This window comes from Ignavibacteria bacterium, from assembly GCA_036262055.1.
Classification (GTDB): Bacteria; Bacteroidota; Ignavibacteria; order Tepidaquicellales; family Tepidaquicellaceae; genus DATAJP01.
The window spans coordinates 463,587-487,545 of sequence record DATAJP010000003.1 but is presented as its reverse complement, the minus strand read 5'-3'; the positions used below and the strand labels follow the sequence as shown (position 1 = coordinate 487,545).

Genomic DNA, 23,959 nt, shown 5'->3' with positions numbered 1-23,959 from the left:
TCAGGGCTATGGAATTTTAAGAGTTTATTATACTTTTTTTATTGAAAACTCAATTAACTCATTATTAACTTCTGCAGACTCTAACTTTTCTCCGTTTACATTAACAACCGATGTAATATCAGTAATGGAAGTTTCCGATTTAATGTAATCAATATTTTTATTTATGATTCCGATAAGATAATCAGATGATTTTAAATTTAAAATAATCTTATCGTTTACTGCGAAATCATTGTTCTTTCTAAAATTTTGTATTTTGTTAATAAACTCACGAACATATCCTTCTTCAAGAAGGGAATCATCAAGCCGTGTATCGAGCGCAACGGTTATGTCGTTTTCAGATTCAACAATCCATCCTTCGATTTTCTCGGTGTAAATTTCGATGTCCTCGAGATGGATTTTGAAATTATCTTTTTCTAAGTAACCATTCAACTCAATTTCTTTTATTTCATCATTGCTTAAGCTGTTAATCGACTTCTGCACCGTCTTAACATCTTTTCCGTATTTAGGACCTATGACTTTAAAGTCGGGCTTGGCTTTCTTGATGATAATATCAGAATCGCCTTCGATTAGATTAAGTTCCTTAATATTTACTTCTTCAAGAATTATATTTTTAACTTTCGTCAGCTTGTTTTTTAAGTTACTGTTTAGAACAGGAATTAAAATCTGTTTCAACGGCTGTCGAATCTTCAAGTTATTTTTTACTCGCATCGCACGAACAAGAGAAACGACTCTTTGTGCAAGATACATTTCTTCTTCAAGCTCGCGATTGATTGAGTTTTCATCTATAAGAGTGAATTCCGAAAGATGAATTGACTCAAAATTATCCGACAAATTTAGGTATAATTTCTCTGCCAAAAAAGGGGAGAAAGGCGCGGTCATCTTTATCAATTCAATGAAAACTTCATATAAAGTCTGGAAAACGTACTGCTTATCCTTTTCGTTTGCAGGATTTCTAAACCGTTTTCTGTTTCTACGCACATACCAGTTGGAAAGTTCATCGAGAGTGAACTCCGCTACAATTCGGGATGCTTTGGTTATATCGTAACCATCCATTAAATCAAAGTAATCGCGTTTTAAGGTATTAAAACGTGAAATTATCCATCTGTCGATTTCATTTCTATCTTTTACATCGGTTCTTTGAGAATTATCGTACTTAAATCCGTTCAGGTTTGCATAGATAACAAAAAACTTATAAGTATTTATAAGCGTATCAAAAAATTTATTTTTTACATCGATTAAATCGTCTTCATTGAAAAGTTTTGATTTTCCGATTGGTGAAGATGAAATGAGATACCATCTTAAAACATCAGCTCCGTATTTATCCATCATCTCAAACGGATTGACCACGTTGCCGATAGACTTGCTCATTTTTTTGCCGGTCTTATCGAGAATTAAACCATTGACGATTAAATTCTTATAAGCAGGTGTCTTGAACAGAAAAGTCGAGATTGCATGAAGAGAATAAAACCATCCGCGTGTCTGGTCGAGACCTTCCGCGATGAAATCAGCAGGGAAGTTGTTTTCGAATAACTCTTTGTTCTCGAAAGGGTAATGATGCTGTGCAAAAGGCATTGAGCCGCTGTCAAACCAGCAGTCGATTACCTCTGTGACGCGTTTCATTTCTTTGCCGTCTTGGGATTTTAAAATTAGGTCGTCAATGAACGGCTTATGCAAGTCAAGCTTGCCGTCAGGATAAACTTCATCGAAGTTGACAGCTTTTGATTTTAATTCGTCAAGACTGCCGATACATTCATAATAAGGTTTGCCCTCATCATCCAGATAATACCAAACCGGAAGGGGAGTTCCCCAGAAGCGGTTTCGTGATAAAGCCCAATCACGGTTTTCTTCAAGCCAGTTTCCGAAACGTCCTACGCCAAATTCTTCGGGATGCCAATGAACTTTTTTATTGTTCTTTATCATCTCGTTTTTGAAATCGGTAGTGCGGATAAACCAGGTATCGGTAGCATAGTACATAAGCGGAACGTGGTGTCTCCAGCAATGCGGATAGCTGTGAACAAACATTTCTTTTCGGTATAAACGACCACGTGATTTAAGGTCGTTCATAATATCCTGGTCGGCTTCTTTGAAGTTCTTGCCTGCGTAATCTGTTGCAAAATCTTTGAAACGTCCGTTTGTGCCGACTGCCTGAAATACAGGTAGCTTATATTTTAATCCAATCTGATAATCATCTTCACCGAATGCAGGAGCAATGTGAACTATTCCTGAACCGTCTTCCATTGTTACGAAGTCACCAAGCGTTACAAACCACGTTTTGTTCTCGGGCTTGAAGTAATTAAACAACGGTTCGTAGTCTGTATATTCTAAATCAACGCCATTTATTTCTTCTAAAACTTTGTATTCTTCTTTTATGGCACTTAATCTTTCTTTTGCAAGAATGAGCTTATCGTTTTTTTCTGTTTCGATTAAGACATAAGTGAATTCAGGATTTACAGAAAGCGCAGCATTTGATGGCAGTGTCCATGGAGTTGTTGTCCAAACAAGGAAATCACTGTCTTTATATTTACCTGAAGTTATTTTAAACTTCACATAAACAGAGGGGTCTTTTAAATCTTCATAGCCCTGCGCAACTTCGTGTGATGAAAGCGAAGATTCACATACAGGACAGAAAGGAATTATTTTATATCCTTTATAGATTAAATCATCATCAAAAAACTTTTTTAACGCCCACCAGACAGATTCAATGTATTCATTATGGTAGGTTACGTAAGCAATAGATAAATCAATCCAGTAACCCATTCTCTCTGTGAGCTTTTCCCATTCGGAGCGGTAGGTAAAAATTGAATCTTTGCAGGCGTTGTTGAAAGCAACAACACCGAACTCTTCGATTTCGCTTTTCGATTTTATGCCAAGCTTTTTCTCGACTTCGATTTCCACAGGCAAGCCGTGAGTATCCCAGCCGGCTTTTCGATAGACACGGAAGCCCTGCATCGTCTTATAACGGCACATAATGTCTTTGACTGAGCGCGAAATTACATGGTGAATGCCCGGAAGACCATTAGCAGTCGGAGGACCTTCATAAAATGTGAAACGTTTATTTTCCGGGCGTGAGTTGACGCTTTTGTTGAAAATATCATTTTCTTTCCAAAATTGTATGATTTCGGTCTCTAATTGAGGTAAATTTATATTTTCCGGTAGATTTTTGAACATTAAAATCGAGATAAACATACAAAATACGCATATATTTAGGGATTATCAATGAAATAAAAGGGAGGGACTAATGAATAGAACAGACAGGAATGTCTGTCCTACTAAAAAGTTTAATCTCTTTTTCTTTTTTTCTTGTCTTTACCGCGGCGTTTATCAACTTCGTTTTTAAGTTTTTTCATAAACTGGCGTTGAAAGATAATCGTCTGGGCGACTTGTTTTGGTGTGAGAAAAGTTTTGAGACTTTCGTAATATTCTTTTTTAACATTTCCAATTTTAGCTTCATTTTCGATGAACTGGTTTAACTTTGACTCGATATCGGATGCATCGGGATTATCTTCGATGCTTTTCATAATTCGTCTCTGGCTCTGATTCAAATCTTTCATTGTTTCCATGAAAGTATTTGTCACCTGAAAATATCTGTCCGCGGTCGCATCATCGACTTTAATCTTTTCGATGAATTTTTCTTTTCTGACTTGGTCAAGTTTCTGTTTGAAATCATCACGGTCATTCTGAGCATAGGAATCCGTAAAGCTGATAAAGCCAAAAAGTGCAATGATAAAAAAGAATATTAATTTTTTCATAATATTTTAAAATTATAAGTCTGAATTTTTTAAACTGTTTAAAATTTGCTCCTCATCTTCATCGGATAAACCTTCATACTGAATGTCATATATATCATCTTCGGTTGTAAAAGCATTATCAGTCGCTATAATATCCGTTTCAATCTGACTTATGGTTTCAACTGGTATGTTTTCAATTTGAATTTGAGAGGTTTCAGTTTGATTTTTAGTAATCGATTCGTTAGTGTTTTCAGCCGATTGATTAGTTGAAGCATTTGAATCACCCTGAATATTATTCGCCGTGGTATTTTCATTTACAATGGTAGTTTCAGGCTGATTAATTACAGCAACCTGTTCGACAGTGGCATCTTTTGTGTAAATATAGACAACAAACATAATGCATATAACCGGTAAAACATACTTCAATGTTGGGGAAAGATAATCTAAAATGTTAAATTTCTTTTTATCTTTTTTAGCATCGATTTTTGCGTGAATATTAGGCAGCAAGTTATTAAAATATGCCTCTGACGGCTCTTCGAACTGAGTCTTGTTGAGAAACAAAAAAGTATTTCTCAGATTTTCATATTCAAGCTTGAAACCGGGATTATTATTAATCTCCATTTCAATTTCTGAAATCAGTTTTTGGTCTTTAATCTGATCGTTTATATAATCGGGCAAGCTGTATAACAGCTCTTCGTTTAGATGTTTCATAATACTTAAAAGGGTAGTAGAATTTTTCTATACGCTTTTTTTATTTTTCTATGGATTCCTGCATGCGCCACAAAGTGACGAGCAGGAATGACAGTTAATTTTTACAAATTTTTTTTCTTAATAAACTCCTGTATTTTTTTTACCGCATGGAAATAATTGGCTTTCATTCCTCCGACTGATTTTTTTGTGATGCTTGCAATCTCTTCATAGTTCAGGTTTTCGTAAAACCGTAAGTTAAACACAACACGCTGCTGTTCGGGCAAAGTTGAGATTGCCTGCTCAAGGTATTTTGTATTTATCTTGTCATCGAATTTTTCATCAGAAATTTTATCAGTTGAAGCAATTTTGAAACCTTCTATCTCCAAGTCGGCTTTTCTCGAATTAATCTTTTTATTTTTATTAATATGATTAATCGAATAGTTAACTGCAATTCTGTAAATATATGTAAAGAACTTTGAATCGCCTCTGAACTCGTTAATCGAGCTATGAAGCTTTATGAAAACCTCCTGTGTCAAATCATTAGCATCATCGTGGTCAATAACAATTTTTCTTATTACCCAGTAAATTCTTTTCTGGTACTTTCTGACTAAAATATTAAAAGCATTAACATTACCGTTTTTAAATTCATCAATTAACACCGAATCATCAGAATCCGTATTTAAAATTGGACCGGTCAATATTTCGTCTGTTTATTTGACAATTTTATCAATAAATAGTTTAATTATATACAAATTTTTTGGATTGGAAGTTCGGATTAAACCTTAAGTGAAACATATATTACTTTAAATTAGTAATAATTGATAGCAATTTGAAGTGATATTAATTTAACAAATGACTAATTTTCAATTACTTAAGTCCAAGTAATTGGAAAAGAAAACGAAAAAAGTGGTAAAGTCGTTAAATCTAAATAAAATAATTTTTTTATTCATTCCTCTTGTGTTTTTAGGGGTAGTGGTTTTTAGCACTTTGAATTCAATTCCTAAGAATCCTGTCGAAAAAATTGACCTTAATCTTAAAAATACCGAATCCGAGAAAATTATAACTCCGTCATTCAGCGAACAAAATCAAACCCGTACTGAGGAAAACGGTTTTAACTCTTCAAAGAATAAATATTTTGTTGAGACTTTGTTTAATAACTGGGATGGATTGTTTGAGTTGTTTGCATTTAATCCTGCGTATGTTCAGGAATCAAAAAGAATGGATGCGCAGAAGCTTGAGTCATTGAATGAAAGCATCAGCAAAACAAAAACCGATTTCAAGCCGGGTAATTTGGGAAACGTAGAAAAACTTGCCGATGAATACGGAGAGATAATAAAACGCGAAGCTAATTTTTATAAGCTTGACTGGCGGTTGATTCTTGCAATGATAAGACAGGAATCGTATTTTAATTCGGATGCGGTTTCTCATGCAGGCGCAATCGGGTTTATGCAGATAATGCCCAGAACGGGAGCGGGAATTCAGATGGATTTAAATTTAGAGGAAACTAAAACTCCCGAGAATAATTTGATTGCAGGAATTTATTATTACGCAACGATGGTTGCGAATTTTGAATTTGCCGGTGAAGATAAATATAAGTTTGCTCTTGCTGCTTATAACGCAGGACTTGGAAGAGTTATAGATGCAATGACGATTACTGCTTATCAGGGTCTTGATTATAATAAATGGGAGAACGTGAAAGAAAATTATAAATATCTTGCGTCGGGCAATGACAGCATTCACGCGGCAGTCTGGCCTAAATCGCAGCGTCCTCCTTATGGAATTCTGAATAACTGGAAAGAGCCGTATAATTATGTCGAGAGCATTAGTTATTATTATGACCAGTATAAAAATATGTTTGCATCGAACCTCAAAGAACAACCAAAGAAAAAATCGAAAAAGAAAAAATCTAAATGACAATTTCACCTCCTTCCTCTGAAGAAAATGAAAAGATTAAATCATTATTTGAAAATATTAAATCCGTATCACAGGCAAGGGAGCTTTTTCCTGTAACGAAAACCTGTATTTACATTGACAGCGCTCATTATTCGCAATACTCACTCGAGACATACCGCAGATTAACCAATTTCATTCACGAATTTACCTTTACAAATAAAAATTTAAGCTTATTTAATTTTCGTTTAGCAGAACAGCTGCGTGGAATATGTGCGGAATTAATAAATGCCGATAAAGATGAGACGATAATCACAACAAGTGCAACGCACGGATTAAATATTTTTGTGAACGGACTTGATTTGCAAAAAGGTGACAAAGTTGCGTTTGCGGATTCTGAGTTTCCTGCTGTTGTTTACCCCTGGTTGAATCAGGAAAAATTGAAAGGTGTTGAGTGTGTTTATATACCATCAAAAAACGGCGTCATAAAATTTGAAGACATAGAAAGCATTTTAAGAAATAATAAAATAAAAGCTCTGACTATTTCATCGGTTGAGTTTTTAGGTTATCGAAACAACATAGAAAAAATAGGAAAGTTATGCAAAGAAACAGGAACGTTGTTTGTCGTTGACGCAATTCAGTCAATGGGAATTATTCCTCTCGATGTGAAAAAAATTCCTGAGATAGATTTTCTTGCCGCAGGAGCGCAGAAGTGGCTGCAAGCACCTTCGGGAATCGGTTTTGCTTACATTCCGAAGCGCAACAGGAAATTAATTCATCCTTCCTTTATCGGGACAATGAGCATTAAATATGATTTCAAAAACTTTTTGGATTACAAATTAAACTTTGCAGATGACGGTCAGGCGTATGAAAACTCAACATTGAATTGTCTGGGAATGATTGGATTGCAAAGCACAATAGAATTATTTATGAAGCTCGGTGTGGAAAATATCTTTGAACATATCACTAATCTTCTAAATATATTTATCGCAAACATAAAGGATACGAATTTTAATATTGAATCAAGCCTTGAACCGGAACACAGGTCGAATATTTTAATATTCAGTCATTCAGACATGAGTAAAAATGAGTTTGTGCAGAAAGAGCTTGAGAAGAAAAACATTTTTATTGCTTTAAGAGAAGGATTTTTGAGAATCTCTCCACATATTTTCAATAATGAAGAAGATATTTTAACTTTATGTAAGGAATTGAAGAAGTTTTAGTTATGACTTAAAGGAATAGTTACAATAAATTTGCTTCCCTTTCCTTTTTCGCTTTCCAATGTTATGTCGCCGTTTAAAATATTCAATAATTTATTAACTATGAACAATCCCAGTCCTGATGATTGCTCACCACCGGTCGGTTGAGCGGATAATTTTGAAAACTTTCCGAATATTTTGGTTTTATCTTCTTCTGAGAAACCGGGTCCTTTATCTTCAACTTCAAATACCAGACGCGTGCTGCTTTTATCATTATAAACATTTACATTAACCAAGCTATTATGAGGAGAATATTTTAAAGCATTTGAAATCAGGTTATCGAACACCTGATAAATGAGATGCCTGTCGGATTGAAGAATTTTTTCCGTCAGCTTATTTTCAAAATTTATATTAATGCTTTTATTTGAAGCGGGAAGGTTATATGAAATTATGAGCTTATTAATTAATTCAGCTACATCGAATTTTTCAGAATGAAAATCTATTTTACCTTCTTCAATAAGATTGACGTTAAGGATATTCTTAATTATCTGGAACATATTTCCGGATGAAAAAATTATCATGTCGAGATAGCTGTCAAATTCATCTTTAGCCAAATCTTCATCAAATCTAAGAAGCTCGGCAACACCCTTAATACCAAGCAGGGGATTTTTCAAATCGTGAGCAGCAATGTTCATAAACTCGGTCTTGTCAAGATTGAGCTTATGAAGACGGTTGTTTGCATATGTCAGGTCTTCATTCAGTTTATCAAGCTCAGCATTTTTATTTCTCAAACTTTCAGTTTCTTTGAGGGCAGATTCTACTTTATATAGTGTCTGGAGACTTTTTAATTTTTTATCAGAAGTCTCATTAAACATTTTTTCTTTTGTATTATGATAACGTTTGTAATATTCCAGAGATGTTTTATAATCCTCCTTAGATTCAAAAATTTCCGACAAGGCAACTTCAATTTTTGACAGAATGTTCATTGCTTTTATTTCAACCGCAAGCTCAAAAGCTTTTTTGAAATAAATAAGGGCATTTTCAGTGTCATTTATTTCGGGATCTTTAAAATAACTACCCAAAGCAAAATATCCTTCAACCATGTTGTACTTGTCTTCTTTGCTTTCGGCAATTGAAAGACCTTTTTCAAAATATTCTTTCGCAACTTTATAATTTTGAGCCGTCAGCTCGATAAATCCTAAATTAAAAATGGCAACAGATTGTATTTTCAGATTACTTATTTCAACTCCTATGTCCAATGCATCTTTAAGATACTTGACCGCAAATCCCATCTGATTCATCATTTTATAACAAATACCGATGTTGTTCAAGCAGTTAGCTATTCCGATTTTATTGTTATCAAGACTGCTTTTTTGAAGCGCTTGTGTATAGTAATCGATTGCCTGATTATAATCTTCATTACGGAAGTTTATATTTCCGATATTCATAAGAGCAGTAGCTCCGGAATTTCCGCTATCGGCATCCTTGCTGTAATTTACACTTTTAATGAAAAAATCGAGAGCAGTTGGATAGTCATCAAGAAAATAATATGCTGTGCCGAGATTTCCGTATGAACCGATAAGACCGCGTCTGTCATTCACTTTTAAATAAAAGTTCAATGCATCGACAAGATGATTTATTGCCGTTTCATAATCTCCCTTGTTGATATAATTAATACCAAGAAGATTATTGCAAGAAGCGACCCAATGGAATCTTTTATTTTTGAAAGCTAATGATTTGGTTTTTGTTATTAAATCTATGGATTCTTTAAAATCATTTTTCTGCCAATAATAATCAGCAAGGAGATACTCCGCCTCAATTCGAACATCCACATCCCCTGATTTTTTTGCAGCATCCATAAACTCATCGGCAACTTTTTTAAATTCTTCCGGATTGACGCCTCTTGCTTCATCGGCGCGCCTTACCAATGCGCCATATTTTTCCATGTATTCCGGAGTTCTTTTAACGCCTGCAATTTCTTTCATAATTTTTTAATCCTCAGCTATTGCCAGAGAGCAAACTGTGATTTCCCCCGTATTATGTTTTTTTAATAAAGAAATTATTTCGTTCACTGTTGAGCCTGTTGTAATTATATCATCAACAAGCATAATATTTTTAGAGCGCAAAAAATTTTGCTTATTTTTTTCAAATGTAAAAGCATTTTTAACATTCTTTAATCGTGCCTCAAGCTTTAGCTTTGTTTGTGAGCGTGTGTTTTTGACTCTTATTACGGTATTTTTCTCAATGGGTATTCCGGTTGCGGCGCTTATTCCCGAAGAAATATAATCGGATTGATTGAAACCTCTCTCGCGCATTTTAGCATTATGCAGCGGCACAGGAATGATAAAATCTATTTTGATTTTATTATTATCAAGATATTCTTTGACCGATTTCCCTACATAATTACCAAAATAGAATCCAAGATTTTTCATTCCGGCATACTTAATACTGTGAATTAATTTTTGAACCTCGTTATCGGCTTTGAACTCATAAAAACTCAGGACATAATCGGCATTTACTCTGGATTTAAGTTTGGCTAAATCTTCCGTTATTACTTTTTCTAAATTCTCGAATTCGGAATTTAAAATATAGCGGTTTGAATTTTCGATATGAATTTTTTCTTCCGAAAAAATCGACACGTCAGGAAAAATAAAATCTCTTATGTCGGAAACTAAACCCCTGAGCATAGGTTAGTGTATAATTTAATTATTTATTCCACAAGCTTTTTATATCTTATTCTATGCGGCACATCATCCCCGAGACGTTTTTTCCTATTCTCCTCGTACTCGGTATATCCGCCTTCAAAATAATAAACTTGTGAATCACCTTCAAATGCAAGAATATGAGTAGCAACTCTATCGAGAAACCATCTGTCGTGCGAAATGATAACAGCGCAGCCGGCAAAGCTTTCGAGACCTTCTTCAAGCGCGCGAAGAGTGTTCACGTCTATATCGTTTGTCGGTTCATCAAGAAGTAGAACGTTTGCCTGAGATTTCAAAGTCATTGCAAGATGCAAGCGGTTTCGTTCACCGCCCGAAAGCATTGCAACGGTTTTGCCCTGGTCTGCGCCGCTGAAATTAAATCTCGCTACATATGCGCGTGAGTTCATTTGCTTGCCGCCTAATTCAATTACTTCGTTACCGCCTGATATAACTTCCCAAACGGTTTTTTCAGGGTCGATTTCCTCGTGCTGCTGGTCAACATAGCTAAGCTGAACCGTATCGCCAAGCTCAAAATTTCCGCTGTCGGTTTTTTCGGTTCCGAGAATCATTCTAAAAAGAGTAGTTTTACCTGCGCCGTTTGGTCCGATGATTCCCACAATTCCGTTCGGAGGAAGCGAAAAGCTTAAATTCTCGAATAATAATTTATCATCAAATGCTTTGGAGACATTGTTAGCTTCAATTACTTTGCTTCCGAGACGCGGACCATTCGGGATGAATATTTCAAGCTTTTCTTCTTTTTGCTTTGTGTCTTCATTGAGCAATTTATCATATGCACTTAATCGTGCTTTTGATTTTGCGTGACGTGCTTTAGGAGACATACGCACCCAGTCAAGCTCGCGTTCAAGAGTTTTCTTTCGTTTGGACTCCTGTTTTTCTTCCATTGCAAGACGATTTGACTTTTGTTCAAGCCATGAAGAATAATTACCTTCCCATGGAATTCCTTCGCCTCTGTCGAGCTCAAGAATCCATCCAGCAACATTATCTAAGAAATATCTATCGTGAGTAATCGCGATTACTGTTCCTTTGTATTGCTTCAAGTGCTGTTCGAGCCAATCAACCGATTCAGCATCAAGATGGTTTGTCGGTTCATCGAGTAGAAGAATATCCGGTTCTTGCAAAAGCAATCTGCATAAAGCAACTCTTCTGCGTTCGCCTCCTGATAGATGTTTAATTAACTTATCACCTTCGGGAGTTCTGAGAGCATCCATTGCGCGCTCAAGCTTCGAATCGATTTCCCATCCGCCTTTCATTTCAATAAGCTCTGTAAGCTCGCCCTGTCGTTCAATAAGTTTTGTCATTTCATCATCTGACATCGGCTCGGCGAATTTGTTATTTACCTCCTCATATTCTTTGAGAAGTGAAATAACATCGCCTGCACCTTCCTCGACGATTTCGCGAACAGTTTTAGTATCATCTAAATCCGGTTCCTGCTCGAGCAAGCCGATTGAATATTCTTTTGTAAAATGAACTTCGCCCTGAAAGTTAGTCTCTTTTCCGGCGATTATTTTGAGAAGTGTTGATTTTCCTGAACCGTTGAGACCTATGATGCCGATTTTTGCACCGTAGAAAAATGATAAGTAAATGTTTTTTAGTACTGTCTTATTTGGAGGGAACGTTTTCGATACGCCAACCATCGAGAATATAATCTTATTATCTGCCATTATGTAAATATATGTATTAAATTAATTAATTTGCAAAATAGCTAATATTTTACTCATTTTTAATTTAATAATAAGAGGATAAAAATATGAGAGGTCTTATATTGCTTTTCTGTAATAATTTGAATTTAGTGATTCGCTATTACTGAATAAGCTTTCCTCAGGTAAGGATTTTGCATAAAATTCGCTTTTAGGAGTGTCGTTAAGGATGCAATTATAGATTTCGCTTTTAATAAAATTAACGGGGGTATTAAAAGGAAAAGTTTTCTTGTTACCGTTGCAGGAGATTATAAAATCATTTCTTTTGTTCATTCCATAAAGAAGCTCTTTAACGTTTGCATTAAACGCAATTTCAGTCAGAAATGATTCGATTAAGCTTCTTCTTTTGAGAAGATTTAGTTGTCTGGTGTTATTTTTAAGGTTTTGCATTTTATCTTCTTTATAAACCCATATAAAATTATGGTATTTTTATTTTAATGTCAAGAGAAATAATCTCAAGATTGATATTACAAAAATAGTGAGGTTGTAGAGAAATTTGTTCTAAAAATGTTAGAATAAAATGGGGAAGGAAAATCGAAGTCATTCCCGCGAAAGCGGGAATCCCATTAGTTAAAAGGAAGGGGATCCTTCACTTCGTTCAGGATAACACAGTGCGACTATTTTTACAAAAACTCTTTAAAATTATTTTGTTTGGCTTCCTCCCATTCTTTTGAGAGAATGGAGTAATAGACTGAATCGCGCCAGTAGTTGTCACCGAGGTATGTATGGCTTCGGAGGACACCGTCTTCTTTTGCTCCGGTGCTGATGAGCGATTTGCGAGCTTTCAGGTTGCGGACGTCGGTTTTAAATTCAACCCGCTGAAATTGCAGCTCTTCAAACAAAAATCTTAATAGCTCAAACTTAGATGCTTTGCTTAAACCTTTACCATGAAAATCTTTTCCGAGCCACGTCCAGCCGATTTCAGCACGCTTGTCGGGAAGAGAAATGTTTGAGATGCGTGTGCTTCCCGCAATTTTTCCGGATTGATTATCGGTGATTACAAACGCTGCGCCTTTCTCGTCTTTGTATTCCATCATGGCATTATAAACATAATAAACCATGTCATCTTCATTGAATACTTTTGTCGGAGTATATTTCCAGATTTCAGGTTCAAGCGCAACTTTAAGTAAATCCTGAATATGGTCGAGACTTATAAGCTTCATTGTTACAAGCTTATTTGAAAATTCAAGAGGAGTATAAAAAATTTTTTTTATGATTGTTTTGTTTTCGAGCATTAGTGTTGAGTAAGAAAAAAAAATCCCGCAATGGAGCGGGAAGAATGGCTAACACAAAATCACAAAAATACAAAAGTTTTGTTAAATATTATAAATTTTCTAATAGATCGCCTAATAAAGATTTCAGCTCATGCAGGTCTTTTTTAAGCTGGCGGTTTTCATCTATGACTGCTTTTATTTCCTTGCTGCCTGCACCTTCGCCAAATAAGCTTAGCTCATCTTCATTATAATGCTGAACAATTTTCATCTGTGGCTTTGATTCTTCGCGAGGTCTTTGCTCTTCTTTTCCGTATGATGGTTCATCTTCTTTGAAGTTATAGTTCTTCAGAAGCTTCTTAGCGCCTTCTATGGTATATTTTTCGTCCCTTAAAAGCTTTTTGATATAAAGAATTAACTTTATATCTTTATTGGTATATATCCTGTTGCCTGCCAAGTTTTTTGCAGGCTTCAGACAGTCAAATTCAGTCTCCCAATAACGTAAAACATATTGTTCAAGGTCTGTGATTTTGCTGACCTCACTTATCGAATAATACAATTTCTTCATTGCGAAATTCTTCTTCATAACGAAAAATTTTTTTGTAAAATAAATAAGAACTTAAAAAATAGCAATACAAATGTTATTTGATTAAAGTAGTTATATTGCTGAACATAAAGTAGGGCATTAATAAAGATATTTAATACCATACAATTTTATTTATTAAAAATGTATTTTTGAGGATTAATCAAGTTATTAAACCACAACAATATGATGAAATTGAGAGCAATTTTAATACTTTTGTTAGGTTGTTTGCTTTTGCAGTCCTGCGGTAAAGAGCCTGATGTGATATATAAAAATGGTAAGATACATACATACGACGCAAATAACACTATTGCGGAGGCAATTGCCATAAAAGATGGGAAAATACTTGAGGTTGGTACAAATAATGATATTTTAGGCAAATATGAATCTGTAAACATAGTAGATTTGGGAGGAAAAGTAGTTTTACCCGGTTTTATTGATTGTGAGGGCTCGTTGGCGGAATTTTCGAAGAATTTGAGTTTGATTAATCTTTCCACTGCAAAATCAGTTGCTGAAATTACAGCACTTGTAAATGAAAGAGTTAAAAATCTTCCTTCTGATAGCTGGGTTGGTGGATTTTTCTGGAATGAGTTAATATTACCTGAAGCTGAATTGAATAAAATGGATAAAAGTGTTTTGGACAGTATTTCAACAACACAAAATATTTATTTAGTTAATCTTGATGGTTCGATAGTTTGGGTAAATTCCAAACTTTTGAATACTTTAAAGATTACAAAAGATACTCCTAATCCAAAGGATGGTGAAATCGGAAGATACGAAGATGGGGAACTGAACGGATTTCTATTTGATGCTGCTGTAAATCTTGTTAGAGAAAATATTCCTGAATTTTCGAATGATGAAATGAAGCAGTCGATGATAAAAGGGGTCAATGAACTTGTGAAATATGGTATCACAGAGCTTCAGGATAGAACAGTTAATTCAACATCTCTCGAAGCAATAAAGCAGTTAATAAATGAAGATAAATTTCCGATTCGAATGTATGCGGTGCTTTCATCAGGTGATAATACTTTTAATGAATATTTACAAAAAGGAATTGAGCTGAATTATAAGGACAAGCTGACCGTAAGAGCGGTTTCCATTGATTATGACGGTGCGTTCGGACTGCAAAGTGCCTCGATGCTTGATGATTACAAAACGGAACCGCACAGGATTGTTCCTTATGCAGTTGAACCGGATATTGTTGATTTATTAAAAAAAGCAGCAGCGAAGAATTTCCAGGTCAGGGTGAAAACAGTAGGTGACAATGCTGTTGTTGCAAGTTTGAATGCATACGAAAAAGTAAACAACGAAATAAAACTGACTGACAGCAGAACAGTGTTTGAGCACATTGAGTTTGCCGATAAAAATTCGATTAATAGGATAAGAGATTACAACATAATTCCATCTGTTCGTCCTGAGAATGCAATGCTGGACTTTGAAATTATTACTCCGAAGGTCGGGGATAGAAGCTTATCCCAGTGGGCTCTGTGGAATAGTCTGCTGCAAGCTGCCGGGAAACTGACTATCGGCTCTGATTTTCCATTTCAGCAAATTAATCCGTTTGTAAATATGTATTACCTGACAACAAGACAATTTACAGATACTACGATGGCAAGCATCACAAATCCGAATGAAAAAATTTCATTGGATGATGCTATAAGAGCATATACAATATGGGCGGCGTATTCGGCGTTTCAGGAGGAGTATAAGGGTTCGCTTGAAAAAGACAAATTTGCCGATATGGTTGTAATTTCAAATGATATATATGCCAATCCAAAGAATTTGTTATCTGCAAAAGTTGAAAAAACAATTATAAACGGAAAAGTTGTTTATCAATCAGGGAATTGAAATTCAAACACAAAAACACGAAATCACAAAATTTAAAGAACTAATTTTATTTTTTGTGCTTTTGTAATTTTGTGTTATTAATAGAAAATGAGTTTGACGAAAGAAAAGAAAAAGCTGAGTTCGTTATTGGATATTTTGAATTACTCAGCTGATTTATTGAAAGAAAAGGGGATTAATGATGCGAGGTTAAATGTTGAGCTAATGTTGTGTGAAGTTTTGAAATGCGACAGAATGAAGCTGTATCTTGATTTTGAGAAACCATTAAGCATGGCTGAGATAACGCAGTTTAAGCAGATTTTAAAACGAAGATTGACTAATGAACCGCTTCAGTATATTTTAGGAAAGACTAATTTTTATGGTTATGAAATTGAGGTTAATAAAAATGTTTTAATTCCCAGGCAGGAAACTGAAATTTTAGTTGAGAAAGTTTTAAATGACATTATTAATTCAAGCAAGCAATTTGTGAATATTTTTGAAATAGGCGCAGGCTCGGGATGTATTTCAATTGCGTTGTCAGGAGAATTGACAAAGAAAAACATAGGTCATAAAATTATTTCAATCGATAAATCAACAGAAGCCGTTGAGCTTGCAAATAAAAATAAAGAGTTGAATAACATTAGCAACAATCTTGAGTTTTCGGTTTGTGATTTATTTGAGTTTCAGAATGATTCCGTGAGGTTTGATTACATAGTTTCTAATCCGCCTTATATTTCCGAAGATGAATTTAAAGAATTAGACGTTGAAGTTCGTGATTTTGAACCTAAAATTGCGCTTACTGATTTTGGTGACGGGTTAAAATTTTATAAGGAAATTTTCAGATTAAAAAAAGAGAGATATACTGATGCTAAAGTTTTTTGTGAAATGGCTTATAACCAATCGGGAAAAATTAAGAATTTAGTTGAGCAATATGGATTTAAAGACTATGAAATATATAAAGACCTTAGCGGTATAGATCGTGTGATTGAGGTAGTTAATTAATGATTGCGGTTATACAAAGAGTTCTGAACTCTAATGTTGTCATTGATGGCAAGATTTACAGTGAGATAAATAAAGGTTTGATGGTTCTTTTAGGAGTTAAGAAAGGCGATACAAAAGAAACGGGAAAGCACTTAGCAAACAAGATTCTTGACCTGAGAATTTTTGAAGATGAAAACGGAAAAATGAATCTAAGTGTAAAAGACGTGCAGGGAGAGATTTTAGTAATTTCACAATTTACTTTATGCACAGATAAAAATAAAAGCGGCAACAGACCGAGTTTTACATTTGCTGAAGAGCCGCAAATTGCGAATGAGATGTATGAATATTTTGTGAACGAACTAAAGCAAAATTATGATTCTGATAAAATCAAAACAGGAGTTTTTGCCGCTGATATGAAAGTTAATCTGACTAATGATGGTCCTGTAACAATAATTCTTGAAAAAGAATAGATGAATGCAAAGAAACTGAATATTTGTATTATTGGCGCGGGAAAACTCGGTTCGCATTTGATTACGAATTTAGTTTCAAGGAAGTATTCAATTAAATATGTTGTTAACCGTGATGAAAAGGTTAACAACATAATAAGAAAAGATTTCAAAAAAGTTTTTGTAACGGATAAAATATCCAAAGATGTTATTAATGATTCGGATGTAATTTTAATCTGCGTTCAGGATAGATATATTTCCAATGTGTTTAAGAGAATTTTGAGTCTTAAGTTAAATTTAAAAAATAAATATTTTATTCATACAAGCGGTTCTCTGACTTCCGATATATTTAAATCACGTGCAGTTAATTCAAAACGAATAGCATCGTTTCACCCCGTGCAGACGTTCAGCAGCATAGATTTTAAGAACAAAAAAATTTTTGATGAGGTTTATTTCGGAATTGAAGGAGGAAGCGAAGCAATTAGCCTGCTTAAAAACATAACTAAAAGTTTAAATTCAAATTATTTAATAATTGATAAAAAATATAAAACTATTTATCATATTGCTTGTGTGATTTCATCGAATTATCTTGTAACTCAATATTATTTACTCGATAAAATTTTGAGAAAAATCGGGATTAATAATGCAAAGGCGAGCGGAGTGTTCAAGAGCATAGTTAATGAGACTATTTCAAACATAGATAAAAAAGGTGCGGTTTTATCGCTTACCGGACCTGTCGTGAGGGGTGACAAAAAAATAATAAATGAACATATTTCGGAAATCAGGAGTAAAATACCCGAGCTGTATAATTATTATACAGAGTTGTTAAAATTAACCTCACAAGTTGCAAAAGAAAAAAAAGCCCTGTCAAAATAATTTTATGAGAATGAATTTAAAGTATTTTATTTTTCTTATTTTATTAGGCGGTTTTATAGGTGCAAATGCCAACGCGCAGGATACAACCACTTCCACTCCGTTAAACAGAACAAGCTCAATACCGAATGCCGGAGGACTGTTTATATCTCCAATGATAGGGTTTGCATTTCCGATAAAAGCATTGAGTAATAATTCCGAAAAAGCTTTGACGCTCGGTGTTAAGCTTGAGTTTGCATCATCAAAATTATATCCATTTATCATCGGAGGATTTTTTGAACATGCAAAGTATCCCGGTCAGGATGCGTTTAAGTCTCAGTATTTTTTAAATTCATTCGAGACAAAAGTAACCTCGTTCGGCGGAAGCATTGACATTATTTTGAGCAAGTATCTGAAAACTGATTTTACTATACCGATATTGGGGCTTGAGGCAAAAATGATGAATGTATCGAGGACTATTCTACCTGATACAACTAACGTAGGTCTTGCGGCTTCCGAAAACATACTTGCTTTTGGCGGAAGTATAGGGTTTACAATTTTTATTTTTGATATAAACGTCGGCTATTCTCATGCAAAAGATTTCTCAACGGTTTACACCAGATTGAGATTTCACTTTCCTATAATAAAATTTTAAAAATTAAAACTTTCTGTCCTTCCATTCTATTTTATGTCCTGTTATGAATGTTAACGGGAGAAGCAATCCATACGCTGCAAAATATATTTCAAAAAATATGTAATACTCTAAAAGCTTAATCAAATTTAATCTTTTCATAACGGGGATAATCAGCAATAATTCAGAAATGAATTTTATGAGAATAACAAAAAGATAAACCGGCAAAGGCAGAAAAATCCATCCGAAGAAGAGCGCAAGATTCATCGAATACAACTCAAAACCCATGCAGTAGCCAAGCAGATTTATTTTGAGTCCTCCTTTAAACCACCTTTTCTTTTGTTTGTATAAAGTTTTGAAATCGGAACAACCTTCAGTCCACACAACACTCTCAGGGTTTACAGGATATTTTATTTTATATTTTTTCAGCTTATGGATTGCGCGCATTAATGCAAAATCTTCCGTAATTGAAAAATCAATACCGTTGTAGCCGCCGACATCATCATAAGCGGACTTTCTGAATGATAAATTATTTCCTATGCAGCTTAGAGTCTGATTTATTCCCGAGCTTCCTGATGCAAGTGAAAGCAGATAAACCCAGTCTATTGCCTGAACTTTTTCAAATAAGGATTTATCGGATTTGATATTTGTAAAACCGCAGACCATTCCTGTTTTATCATCATAATAAGACACAGTTTCAGTAATCCAATTTTTCGAAATAATGCAATCGGCATCGGAAGTCATAATTATTTCTCCCTTCGAGATTTCAATTGCCGTATCGATTGCGTTTGCTTTGCCTTTAAGGTTGGTTGATTCGGTTGAACGTGAGTCAATCACGACAAACTGCGGTAATCCTTTTGTATGATCAAGCATCAGATTTTTCGTGTCATCGGTTGATTTATCATTAACCAAAATGATTTCAAACTTTCCTTTGTGATAAGTCAGCTCTTTTAAGCTATTGATGCATTGAACGATATTATCTTTTTCATTTCTTGCTGCAACGATAACGGAAACAAATGCAGGCAGGTCTTTAGTTTTTTTAAGATTAAAAGATTTTAATAATCCTGAAAAAATATAAAGATGAATTAACAGATATAGAACAGCCGCAATTAGGAAAAATTCTGTCATAAATGAAAAGTGAACTATCAATTACGATAATTCACTTTGAATTTGAAATGCAAAAAAATTTTATTTAATAAAAAGAATGGGATCCTTCACTTCGTTCAGGATGACACAGCATTTTATTTAACAATTGCTATTTTTATAATGCGTGATTCTTTTGTTCCGTCTATTTCCGCTTCAACAACGCCGTAATAAACACCGCTCTGAACACTGCTTACGTCCCATGCGACTTCGTTATCGAGGTTAGGGAATTTCGTTCCCGGAAGCTCTGTGATGAGCTCTCCTGATAAATCCATAACTTTGATTGTTACGGAAGTTGCGTTTCCGTTTAAATAATATCTGATATAAGTTTTGTTGTCATAAACAGGATTTGGCCAGTTATAAACACGGTCAGCAGGAAGCTTTGTTGCGAATGATGACTGGGAAGCAATATTTGACTGCGAATTTGATAATGAAGAGTTCTTGAGGTAGTTTTTCCATAAGACATTTGCCGTATTATAAGCATAAGAAGTTTTGAAACCGTATAAATACCCATCACTGCCCATTACTATTATTCCGATAGAGTCATTGAAGTTACCGATTGCTGGTGTTGAAGTTGTATTTTCTCCAACCAGTACAGGGAATCCATCAACGATTTTTCCATCCATTCCATAAGCCATTAAGTTTCCTTCTCCGGTTACAAAAATTAAATCATAAATATTATCGCTGTTTAAGTCAGCAACTGATATTCCCGATGTAACATTAGATGTAAGCTGGACAGGGAAGTTATCAAGCATAACCCCTTTGTCGTTTAACGCATAAACTTTATTATCAGCAACGAAAACAATGCTCTGGTCTGAGTTCTTGCTTACAGGAACAAAAATAGGTGGCTGCTGAATATTCTGAATGTTGTAATTTAAATTTAACTGTGTTCCGTTAAGAATTAATTTATTATCAAGAGTTGTTATGAGCGTTCTTTCAACAGGAGCTGAACGAAAAATTCCAGAAGTTATATACTTGTGTTTAATAGTAATATATTCAACATCGGAAGTTTGAAGTTTAGTAAACTGAATAACAGTCGTATCAGCAAATGAGATTTGTGAAGACTGATTTGGTGAAAACTTCCAAATAATTTTATTCGATGCTGTATAAAGTGAGGTATCTGAAATAAGTGGCACAGAAGTTAAGGCTAACACACTTCCTGTTATAAATTGTTTAACAAAATTAGTATCAATATAATTGATAGAGTTGTTAGAATTAAAAGAATATTTGCCTATTGCAATCAGAAGTTTTGAATTATTTGGATTTGTCATTAATGCGGGAATATATTTCCCTGATGTGTCAATTAATCCATCAGCAGAAGCAGTTAGGCTATTACCGATAGAATTAAAGCCATAAGTTCTATAATTATTATTGACAAAAATTTCATCGGAATTATTTCCAATAAAATTGAAAGCTATTGGCTGCGAATTTCCCGTTGTATCAATTCCCAAGAATTTCGGGAAGTTTGCTATTGGCTTTACTGTATTTCCGCCGATGCGGACTGTGAAAGTCATCACAGGAAGAATCGTGTCGAAGTTATAAATGTTTATGTTGTTGTTTGCAAGTGAGTAGCTTAATGAACTCGGGAATGAAGTCGGAGTGAATTCATTTTTATAAATCGTTGATGGAACGCCGTGTTCGCCTCGATACCAAAAATCATAATATGAACCGTCACCGGTTACTTCACCAAAAGGAGTGTTAAAAGTGACACCGATAAGCTGTGCGCCTTTTGCTTCTTCAAGGTCAACTCCGCGGTGATTTATGTTATTATTAACGGTGTTATTAGCAAGATTAGCGTTTATAACGTTTTCATCGATATGCCAGATTAAAATTCCACCTTTGTAATAAGCTGTATCGTTTATTAATCCCGGCAAGCTCCAGTCGAGAGTAGTAACATCGGTAACGTTACCATTGATTTTTGAAATGTCATAATAAACAAATCCTTCAACATCCTGAGTATATCTTGTTGAATCATTGAAAGCGCGGTTTCGTGTATAAACAGTTTGTCCGAGATTTAATGCATCACGGTTTCTGTTTTCGACTAAGAAATACTCGCTGCTGTTAATCAAAACTTTATACATCGTGGAATCGGAGAACGTGCCTGTTGATGAAGTTTTAACTTTGTAATTAAACTCACCGTAAGAAATTGGGATTGGTTCAACCCATCCGAGATAATATTTTTCCCATGCAGACGGTTCAGGAGGAAAAATACCGCTGTAACTGAAAATTGACTGCCCATCCATAAGCCCGAATCTTCCGATTGCAGTTTTTCCGTTTGAAGTATTAAACAGGTCAGGCAAACCGAGAAAACTTCCGACATTTGCGCATATTAAACCGTTTATGCCGAGCTCAAGCAGAAAATTACCGCTGATTAAATCAAGCTCACGAAGCTCGGTTGAAGGCATGATAGCCGAGTTTTGAATAAAAAAACCATCCTGTGTCTGAAAACCGTTATATGTTGTTCCGAAAAATTCTCTGAGATTTTTTAATCCGAGGTAAACGGATGGAATATCGAAAGGCGTCGGGTCAAAACCAAGAATTGATTTTAAATCGACATCTCTACCAACTCCGGCATGAAATACTATGAACATAGTATTTGAAGGATTATACTGAGAGAAATTTATGAAACTGTCTGCTGCTGCCCATGCATCAGTAAACAATCCGCCGAGCTTATTAAGCGGCTCACCGTCACGAGGGGAGTATTCTTCCATTTTTTTAGGGAGAGTAATAACTCTTCCGTATAAATCATAAGAAATATTTAACTGACCTTTGGAGGATTTAGTAAAATAATTTTGCAAAAACTCTAAGTGGTCGACAAAGTATGCGCTGTCATAAGGAGGAGCATCGATTACCGTATCACGTCCTGTAGATGGATTTAAGTATTTATTGGATAAATCAAATCTTCCGTTGCCTGAAGTCAAACCCGAATTATCTTCCTGAAACTGAACAAGGATTGCAACAACTTTAATCGAATCATTTCCTCTCTTGAAAGCATTTGAGTTAAAAGTATTTTCAGCTCCGAACTTTAACGGATGAGAAAGCTTGTAGTTTCCGTTGAATTTATTCTGTGAAAATAATAAAGAGGGGATTATTGTTATGAGCGCTATTAAAAAAAGAATTCTGTTTTTCATTAAATAGATTGTTCTGTTCAGGAAAAAATGGAGAGAGGTGTCCTCCCCCTAACCCCCTCCAAAGGGGGAATAATTTTGATATGGGTATTAATATAAAAAACGTCATCCCGTTTGACAGGGATGACGCTGTGAAAATTTAATTAAAGCTTAGAAACTTACGGATAAACCGAACCTAAGCGTATTTGCAAGAGGATGATTTTCCTCGAGAGCGTTTATATAACTGAAGTCAAATCCATATAAGCTATATCTTATACCTGCACCTAAGGTTATGAACTTTCTGTTACCGTATGAAGGATCTTCATAAAAGTATCCTGCTCTTAACGCAATAAGTTTCGGATTTCCATACCAGTATTCAGCACCGATAGAGGTTTGTATTGATTTTAAGACATCACCGCTCCATGAAGTGAAAATTGCTTCATAAAAAGGATCTGACTGACCTGTTGTATCTCTTTTTACAAGAAGCTTTGCGAAATCAACTGTCAGAGTTAAGCTGTTTCCTTCGTTTTCAAATAAAAGATAACCTAATCCAACTCTCAGCTGAGTCGGAAGAGGGTCTGCCTGAGCCGCATCTACGTATGAAATTTTGGGACCAAGATTTGATAAATTCATACCGACTGAAAGCTTGTTAGCAATGATTTTTGAACCTGAAGTAGGTCTCCACAGACCTGCAAGGTCAAAGCTGGTTGTGAAAGCAGTTCCAGTTCCTCTTTCGTTACCTACTGTAATTTCAGGAGACAAACGGCTGTAAATGAGACGGGTTGTTACGCCAACGCCCCAGTCTTTGCTGAGCTTTGTTGCATACGCAACAGCAAATGCAAGCTCATATGCTTTATAGTTTCTTGTTTCATCTGTTCTTCCGGTTTCATCCGTATAAATGATTTCACCGATGTTAAGATATGTCAAGCTTGCGCCGACTGTTCCGTTTATGCTTGGAATATATTTTCTTGCGGCGACATAGTCATAAAAAAGGTCACCGATATTCAAACCTGCAAGCCAAGGCGAGTGTGTAAAGCTGATTTCTGTTCCTACGGTTTGATAAGCCAAACCTGAAGGGTTCCAGTGCATAGCAGTTGCATCATCAGCAATTGCAGTTCCAGTTTCACCCATACCGGCCATTCTTGAGTTAGGTCCTATAAGAAGGAACGGAACACCTGTAGTAACGGCGTTCGTTGATTGGGCAAAAACTTTTGATTCACTTAGCAACATAAAACCCATAACAAGAATTATGCA

The 23,959-nt window shown here is 35.0% G+C and carries 20 protein-coding genes; 7 read left to right on the top strand and 13 right to left on the bottom strand.

Annotated elements, in window-relative coordinates:
- Positions 1–27: 27 nt before the first annotated feature.
- The 4 genes from ileS to VHP32_09310 form a co-directional block, all read right to left on the bottom strand.
- Entirely contained in the window at positions 28–3,168 is a 3,141-nt protein-coding gene (gene ileS, locus VHP32_09325; GenBank protein ID HEX2788093.1) for an isoleucine--tRNA ligase, read from the bottom strand.
- A gap of 110 nt (positions 3,169–3,278) precedes the next feature.
- Complete coding sequence (locus VHP32_09320) at positions 3,279–3,749, bottom strand: hypothetical protein (protein HEX2788092.1); 471 nt, start codon at positions 3,747–3,749, stop codon at positions 3,279–3,281.
- Positions 3,750–3,761: 12 nt separating this feature from the next.
- The gene (locus VHP32_09315; protein ID HEX2788091.1) at positions 3,762–4,439 is read right to left on the bottom strand and encodes a hypothetical protein; all 678 of its coding nucleotides are present in this window, start codon (positions 4,437–4,439) and stop codon (positions 3,762–3,764) included.
- A gap of 101 nt (positions 4,440–4,540) precedes the next feature.
- The gene (locus tag VHP32_09310; protein ID HEX2788090.1) at positions 4,541–5,116 is read right to left on the bottom strand and encodes a sigma-70 family RNA polymerase sigma factor; all 576 of its coding nucleotides are present in this window, start codon (positions 5,114–5,116) and stop codon (positions 4,541–4,543) included.
- A 289-nt stretch (positions 5,117–5,405) separates the two neighbouring features.
- On the opposite strand from VHP32_09310, the gene VHP32_09305 reads away from it, so the two are divergent.
- Both VHP32_09305 and VHP32_09300 read left to right on the top strand, forming a co-directional pair.
- A complete protein-coding gene (locus tag VHP32_09305) occupies positions 5,406–6,332 on the top strand; it encodes a transglycosylase SLT domain-containing protein (protein ID HEX2788089.1) in 927 nt (308 codons plus the stop codon).
- Positions 6,329–7,531: an aminotransferase class V-fold PLP-dependent enzyme gene (locus tag VHP32_09300; GenBank protein HEX2788088.1), complete on the top strand. Its 1,203-nt coding sequence runs from the start codon at positions 6,329–6,331 to the stop codon at positions 7,529–7,531. Before VHP32_09305 ends, VHP32_09300 begins: the two co-directional genes overlap by 4 nt.
- Here the strand turns inward: VHP32_09300 and VHP32_09295 are convergent.
- From VHP32_09295 to VHP32_09270, 6 genes are all read right to left on the bottom strand, one after another.
- Positions 7,528–9,492, bottom strand: coding sequence for a tetratricopeptide repeat-containing sensor histidine kinase (locus VHP32_09295; protein ID HEX2788087.1), 1,965 nt, complete (start codon positions 9,490–9,492; stop codon positions 7,528–7,530). The two genes, VHP32_09300 and VHP32_09295, sit on opposite strands and share 4 nt — an antisense overlap.
- Before the next feature lie 6 nt (positions 9,493–9,498).
- A complete protein-coding gene (locus VHP32_09290; GenBank protein HEX2788086.1) occupies positions 9,499–10,194 on the bottom strand; it encodes a ComF family protein in 696 nt (231 codons plus the stop codon).
- A gap of 23 nt (positions 10,195–10,217) precedes the next feature.
- Positions 10,218–11,891: an energy-dependent translational throttle protein EttA gene (gene ettA / locus VHP32_09285; protein HEX2788085.1), complete on the bottom strand. Its 1,674-nt coding sequence runs from the start codon at positions 11,889–11,891 to the stop codon at positions 10,218–10,220.
- Between the two features lie 96 nt (positions 11,892–11,987).
- Complete coding sequence (locus tag VHP32_09280; protein HEX2788084.1) at positions 11,988–12,317, bottom strand: hypothetical protein; 330 nt, start codon at positions 12,315–12,317, stop codon at positions 11,988–11,990.
- A 233-nt stretch (positions 12,318–12,550) separates the two neighbouring features.
- Positions 12,551–13,162 carry a GNAT family protein gene (locus VHP32_09275; protein HEX2788083.1) on the bottom strand — a complete coding sequence of 204 codons (612 nt, stop codon included), beginning with the start codon at positions 13,160–13,162 and terminating at the stop codon, positions 12,551–12,553.
- 88 nt (positions 13,163–13,250) lie between these two features.
- Positions 13,251–13,724, bottom strand: a complete 474-nt coding sequence (locus VHP32_09270) for a MerR family transcriptional regulator (protein HEX2788082.1) — start codon at positions 13,722–13,724, stop codon at positions 13,251–13,253.
- A 183-nt stretch (positions 13,725–13,907) separates the two neighbouring features.
- On the opposite strand from VHP32_09270, the gene VHP32_09265 reads away from it, so the two are divergent.
- The 5 genes from VHP32_09265 to VHP32_09245 all read left to right on the top strand — a co-directional run bounded on the left by VHP32_09265 (position 13,908) and on the right by VHP32_09245 (position 18,479).
- Positions 13,908–15,569, top strand: a complete 1,662-nt coding sequence (locus VHP32_09265) for an amidohydrolase (GenBank protein HEX2788081.1) — start codon at positions 13,908–13,910, stop codon at positions 15,567–15,569.
- Positions 15,570–15,656: 87 nt separating this feature from the next.
- Positions 15,657–16,547, top strand: coding sequence for a peptide chain release factor N(5)-glutamine methyltransferase (gene prmC / locus VHP32_09260; GenBank protein HEX2788080.1), 891 nt, complete (start codon positions 15,657–15,659; stop codon positions 16,545–16,547).
- A complete protein-coding gene (gene dtd / locus VHP32_09255) occupies positions 16,547–16,996 on the top strand; it encodes a D-aminoacyl-tRNA deacylase (protein ID HEX2788079.1) in 450 nt (149 codons plus the stop codon). Before prmC ends, dtd begins: the two co-directional genes overlap by 1 nt.
- Entirely contained in the window at positions 16,997–17,848 is an 852-nt protein-coding gene (locus VHP32_09250; GenBank protein ID HEX2788078.1) for a DUF2520 domain-containing protein, read from the top strand. It abuts the gene before it with no gap.
- Positions 17,849–17,858: 10 nt separating this feature from the next.
- Entirely contained in the window at positions 17,859–18,479 is a 621-nt protein-coding gene (locus VHP32_09245; protein HEX2788077.1) for a hypothetical protein, read from the top strand.
- 3 nt (positions 18,480–18,482) lie between these two features.
- On the opposite strand, the gene VHP32_09240 is transcribed toward VHP32_09245, so the two are convergent.
- From VHP32_09240 to porV, 3 genes are all read right to left on the bottom strand, one after another.
- Complete coding sequence (locus tag VHP32_09240; protein ID HEX2788076.1) at positions 18,483–19,583, bottom strand: glycosyltransferase; 1,101 nt, start codon at positions 19,581–19,583, stop codon at positions 18,483–18,485.
- 113 nt (positions 19,584–19,696) lie between these two features.
- On the bottom strand, positions 19,697–22,729 hold the full coding sequence (locus VHP32_09235) for a T9SS type A sorting domain-containing protein (GenBank protein ID HEX2788075.1): 3,033 nt from the start codon (positions 22,727–22,729) through the stop codon (positions 19,697–19,699).
- Positions 22,730–22,876: 147 nt separating this feature from the next.
- The gene (porV, locus tag VHP32_09230) at positions 22,877–23,935 is read right to left on the bottom strand and encodes a type IX secretion system outer membrane channel protein PorV (GenBank protein HEX2788074.1); all 1,059 of its coding nucleotides are present in this window, start codon (positions 23,933–23,935) and stop codon (positions 22,877–22,879) included.
- Between the last annotated feature and the right edge of the window lie 24 nt (positions 23,936–23,959).